Origin of the sequence: Streptomyces sp. NPDC058579 (genome assembly GCF_042718575.1) — a bacterium.
Lineage (GTDB): Bacteria > Actinomycetota > Actinomycetes > Streptomycetales > Streptomycetaceae > Streptomyces.
The window spans coordinates 1-5,009 of record NZ_JBHXPI010000085.1 but is presented as its reverse complement, the minus strand read 5'-3'; the positions used below and the strand labels follow the sequence as shown (position 1 = coordinate 5,009).

Here is a 5,009-nt window from a genome sequence, read left to right as displayed (position 1 = left end):
GGGCGGGCGACGCCCCGTCCGGAACCTTGTCGAGCTTGTCAGTCACAACGACTGCCCTTCAGTGGTGCGTCGGGATCAGGAGCCGCCGTTGATCTCGGCAGAGGTCACCGCACCCGTGCCCGCGCCCCACTTGTCCAGCGCCTTCTTGTACGAGCCGTCGAGGATGATCGCGTCGAGCGCTTCCTTGAGGGCGTCACGCAGCTGCGTCTTCTTCTTGTCGACCGCGATCCCGAAGGGGCCGGCGTCGACCTGGTCCCCGACGATCTCGAAGGCGTTGCCGCCCTCGGCGGTGCGCGCCAGGTGCGCCGCGACGGGGTAGTCGTTGATCCCTGCGTCCGCGCCGCCCGCCTTGACGCGGGTCTGGGCCTCGGCGTCGGTCGGGAACGACTCGATCCTGACGGCCGGCTTCCCGGCCTTCTCGCAGGCCTCCGACTGGGTCTTGGCCACCGTCTCGAAGGTCGTGCCGCGCTGTACGGCCGTCGTCTTCCCGCAGAGGTCCTCGATCGACTCGACCTTCTTCGGGTTGCCCTTCTGCACGTACACGATCGAGCCGGCGTTGAAGTAGTCGACGAAGTCGACACCGTTACCGGTCTTCTGGCCCTTGTCGTCCAGGCCCTCCTGGCGGGCCTTGGTGTCGGTTATGGACGACATGGCGATGTCCGTACGACCGGTCGGCAGCGCGGTGAGCAGGGTGTCGAACGTGCCGCTGGTGAACTCGAACTTCACGCCGAGCTTCTTGGAGAGGGCGGCGGCGATGTCGGGGTCGACACCGACGATCTTCGCGCCCTCCTTGAACTCCATCGGGGCGTACGTGGCGTCCGTACCCACCTTGATGACGCCGGCCTTCTGGATGTCGGCGGGCAGCTTGGAGAAGAGCGGCGCCGCGCTGTCGCCGCCCTGGGCCGACGATCCGCTGCCGGTCTGATCTCCACAACCGGTGAGGGTCATTGCCGCCGCGCTCACGAGGGCGAGGGCCGCGACCGTACCTCTTCTTGCTGCTGCTCCGGTCATGATCGGTGGACTCCTTCGAGGAAATGATGGGAAAACAGCGGGGAGTTGGACGTGCGGGAGGACGTGAGGGGGCGGTGGTGCCCGCTCACTCAGGCGTCGACCACGCGGAGGTGGGAGACGGTCGGGTCGACCGCGCCGCGTACGTGTCCGTTCGGCGCGGACGCGGTGAGCTGCAGGAAGCGCACCGTCTGGCTGGTGATGACCTCGCCGGGCAGCACGTTGGGAATGCCGGGCGGGTAGGCGGCCAGGGTGTCCGCCGACACGCGGCCGACGGCCTCGACGGCGGGCACGACCCGGCCGGGGCTCATGAACGCCTCGCGCGGGGTGAGGACGGCCTCGCCGGGCGCCGGGAGCGAGAGCCGTATGCCTCGGTCGGCTTCGGTCCCGAGGGGCCGTGGCAGGGTGTGCAGCGCCTCGACGAACCGGTCGGTGTCCGGGGCGCTGCCCGCGCCGAGGACCGCGACGACGGCGGAGTCGGTGGCCACCTCGACCATGATCTGGTGGTCGCGGAACAGCAGGCGGCGGGCCTCGTGACCGCTGATCCCGCCGGCCCTGGTGTCGATCGCGACGCGCAGCGGGTCGGCGGCGACGATGTCGGGAAAGCGTCCGAAGCCGTCGCTGACCACCTCGTACCGGCCGAGACGGCGCAGCACCGCACGGATCCGGTCCGCGGCCTGGAGCGAGGTGCCGATGGTGTCCTGACCACAGGCCAGGGCCCTGCGGGCGACATCGAGCGAGGCGAGCAGGATCGCGCTCGAGCTCGTCGATTGCACGAGCCGGTGGGCGCGATCGATGAGGGGCTCGAGAAGGTCGGCGAACGGACCCTGGCCCAGGTGCAGCATGGCCGACTGGGTGAGGCTCCCGGCCAGCTTGTGCGTACTGGAGGTCACCAGGTCGGCGCCCTGGGCGAGGGCGCCGGAGGGCAGCCCCGGGTGGAACCCGAAGTGGGATCCCCACGCCTCGTCCACGATCAGCGGGACGCCGTGCGCGTGCGCCGTGTCGGCGATGGCCCGGATGTCGGCGACGGCGCCGAAGTAGCTGGGCGAGACCACGTACACGGCCGCCGCGTCGGGGTGCGACGAGAGTGCCTCGGCGACCGCCGCGGCCGTGACGCCGTGGGCGATGCCCTGCTCGGTGTCGAGGGACGGCTGGACGAACGCGGCCTTCAGGCCGGAGAGCACCAGGCCGTCGATCACGCTGGAGTGCACACTGCGCTGCACGACGAGCGTGCGGCCGAGCATCGGCGTGATCAGGGAGGCGATCTGGTTGCCCTGCGAGGCGCCGTTGGTCAGGAACCAGGTGCGCCGGGCGCCCCATGCCTCCGCCGCCAGCTCCGTGGCCCGGTCCATCGGAGTGCCCGTACCGAGGTCGAGCCCTTCGAGCAGCGGGGGAAAGTCCAGCGTGAGGAGGCCGGGGCCGAAGGCCTCCGCGAGGGGGCTGTCGGCCTCGGCGGCGTGGCCGGGAACGTTGAGGCGGAGCCAGTCGCGTTCGGCGTGGGCGCGCACCGCGTCTGCGTACGGGGCCACGTCCTGGCGCGTTCCGGTCGGGCGGGGGTGGGGTGCTACGGCTGTGGTGCTGTTCACGTCGCCCAGTGTGGGAGTCACGAGCCATTAGGGGAATGCTGCATTCCTTGAGGTATCTCCATACTCTGTCTATATGCTTGAGATACGCCATCTTCACGTGCTGCGGGCCATCGCTCACGAGGGTTCGCTCGCCGGGGCCGCTCGCGCGCTGCACTACTCGCAGCCGACGGTCACCCACCATCTGACCGTTCTCGAGCGGCACTTCGACGCTCCCCTGGTGCAGCGCGGCCCGCGCGGCGCCACGCTCACGGAGCTCGGCGAGACGCTGCTGCCGCACGCCGAGGCGGTGCTCTCCAGGCTGCGGCTCGCGGAGCGGGAGGTACGCGCCCAGGCGGCTCGCGGGACGCGCACGCTGCACGTCGGGACCTTCCCCACCGCCGGGGCGCTCCTCCTGCCCGGCGCGGTCCGGTCCCTGCACGCGCAGGGCGTGCACGTCTCCCTCACGGAGGGCGAGCTGCCCGTCCTGCTGAACGGGCTGCGGTCGAGGGAACTGCAGGTCGCGCTCGTCTTCTCGCAGCCCGGCGACCGGCTCGACCTGGAGGACGCGTTCGAGGTGCACCCCCTGCTGACCGATCCGCTGCTCCTTGTCCTGCCCGCCGACCACCGGTGCGCGACCCTGAAGCGCGTACCACTGGAGGAGTTGCGCGAGGACGACTGGGTCGGAGCCGCCGACCCCCGTGACCCCTGCGACCGGCTCCTGTCGTGGGCGTGCGCCCGGCACGGCTTCGAGCCCGTCCATGTCATGCGCACCGACGACTACGGCGTCGTGCAGGGCTTCGTCGCGGCGGGCACGGGAGTCTCGCTGGTCCCGCGCCTGGCCCTGGGCGCGCCGCGCCCCGATGTCGTCGTACGACCGCTGGAAGGGACGCCCCTGGCCCGCGAGATCAGCGTCGCCGCCCTGCGCTCCACGGCAGCGCCCAGCGTGCAGGAGCTGGTCGCCTCCCTGCAGCTCCAGGCGGCCCGCGTCACGGCCGCGTGGGACCGCGAGGCCCTGGGCTGAGCGGGACGCGGGGCAGGCACTGAGGCCTCGCGATGGTGAAAACGGACCAGTGAGGGTGAGCCTGCCCCACCCGCAGGACCGGGGGTCCGGCATAGCGTGGCCGAGCGGGGCTCCCCGCTCCCTCCCCACCGAGGAACTGATCCCATGCCGATGCAACCCTGGTTCCCCGATGCCAAGTTGGGCATCTTCCTCCACTACGGCATCTACGCCGTCGACGGCGTCCCCGAGTCCTGGGCCTTCTACCACGGCCAGGTGCCGCACCAGCAGTACATGCGTCAGCTGGACCGGTTCACGGCGTCGGCGTACGACCCGCGCGCATGGGCCGAGTTGTTCGCGCGGGCGGGCGCCAGGTACGCCGTGCTCACCGCGCGCCATCACGACGGCGTGGCCCTGTGGGACACCGAGCACGGCGACCTGAACGTCGTACGGCACACCCCGGCCGGCCGGGACCTGGTGGGCGGCTACGCCGAGGCCCTGCGCGAGCACGGCCTCAAGGTCGGCCTGTACTACTCCCACTCGGACTGGAACCACCCCGACTACGCGAGCGTGGTGCACCCCGACGCGCCTAACGAGGACGTGGCCACCAACCCCCTCGTCGCGCCGAAGGACGGGGTCGAGGACCCGGAGGCCTGGGCCAGGTACGTCGCCTACCGCGACGGCCAGGTCGGCGAACTCGTCGCGCGGTTCCGCCCCGACCTGCTGTGGTTCGACGGCGAGTGGGAGCGCAGCGAGGAGCAGTGGGGGATGCGGCGGCTCGCCGAACAGATCCTCGCCGGGAACCCGGACACCGTCCTCAACGCCCGGATGCTGAGCCACGGCGACTACGCCACCCCCGAGCAGGGCGTGCCGCTCCTGCCGCCGGACGGCCCCTGGGAGCTGTGCCTGACCGTCAACGACTCCTGGGGCTACCAGCACGGGGACCACAACCAGAAGTCGGTGTGCCAGTTGGTGCGCTACTTCACCGAGACCATCGGCATGGGCGGCAACCTGCTGCTGGCCGTCGGTCCCCGCGAGGACGGCACGATCCCCGCCGAGCAGGTCGAGCGCCTGGAAGGCCTCGGCGGCTGGATCGCCCAGCACTCCGAGGCCGTGTACGGCACGGTCGCCGGCCTTCCGGCGGGTCACCACTACGGCCCCAGCACCCTCTCCGCGGACCGTCGCACGCTCTACCTGGTGTGCTTCGACCCGCCACGCGAGTCGGTCTCCCTGCGCGGACTGCGGACACCGGTCAAGCGCGTCCGTGTGGTCGGCACCGGCACCGAACTGGGCCACCGGACCGTCGGAGGCCTCGGAGAGGTGCCCGGTGTGCTGTGGATCGACGCCCCGGAGGGCGCGGACGTCGACGAGCGGGCCACCGTCCTGGCCGTCGAACTCGACGGTGAGCTCGACCTCTACCGGGGTACCGGCCGGGACTG

General features: G+C 71.4%; 4 protein-coding genes. 2 read left to right on the top strand and 2 right to left on the bottom strand.

The genetic code is table 11. The annotated features are described in order from the left end of the window. Nucleotides 1-75 precede the first annotated feature (75 nt). Together ACFWRO_RS36940 and ACFWRO_RS36935 are read right to left on the bottom strand one after the other, a co-directional pair. Nucleotides 76-1,011 carry an ABC transporter substrate-binding protein gene (locus tag ACFWRO_RS36940; RefSeq protein ID WP_384519059.1) on the bottom strand — a complete coding sequence of 312 codons (936 nt, stop codon included), beginning with the start codon at nucleotides 1,009-1,011 and terminating at the stop codon, nucleotides 76-78. An 89-nt stretch (nucleotides 1,012-1,100) separates the two neighbouring features. After that, nucleotides 1,101-2,594 carry an aminotransferase class I/II-fold pyridoxal phosphate-dependent enzyme gene (locus ACFWRO_RS36935; protein ID WP_384519056.1) on the bottom strand — a complete coding sequence of 498 codons (1,494 nt, stop codon included), beginning with the start codon at nucleotides 2,592-2,594 and terminating at the stop codon, nucleotides 1,101-1,103. 73 nt (nucleotides 2,595-2,667) lie between these two features. On the opposite strand from ACFWRO_RS36935, the gene ACFWRO_RS36930 reads away from it, so the two are divergent. Further along, complete coding sequence (locus ACFWRO_RS36930) at nucleotides 2,668-3,594, top strand: LysR substrate-binding domain-containing protein (protein ID WP_384519054.1); 927 nt, start codon at nucleotides 2,668-2,670, stop codon at nucleotides 3,592-3,594. Nucleotides 3,595-3,738: 144 nt separating this feature from the next. Next, on the top strand, nucleotides 3,739-5,009 hold a 1,271-nt coding region (locus ACFWRO_RS36925), incomplete at its 3' end, for an alpha-L-fucosidase (protein WP_384519051.1).

Coding starts and splice junctions, on each gene's coding strand:
- ACFWRO_RS36940 (WP_384519059.1), bottom strand. CDS start 1,011: ATGACCGGAGCAGCAGCAAGAAGAGGTACGGTCGCGGCCCTCGCCCTC.
- ACFWRO_RS36930 (WP_384519054.1), top strand. CDS start 2,668: ATGCTTGAGATACGCCATCTTCACGTGCTGCGGGCCATCGCTCACGAG.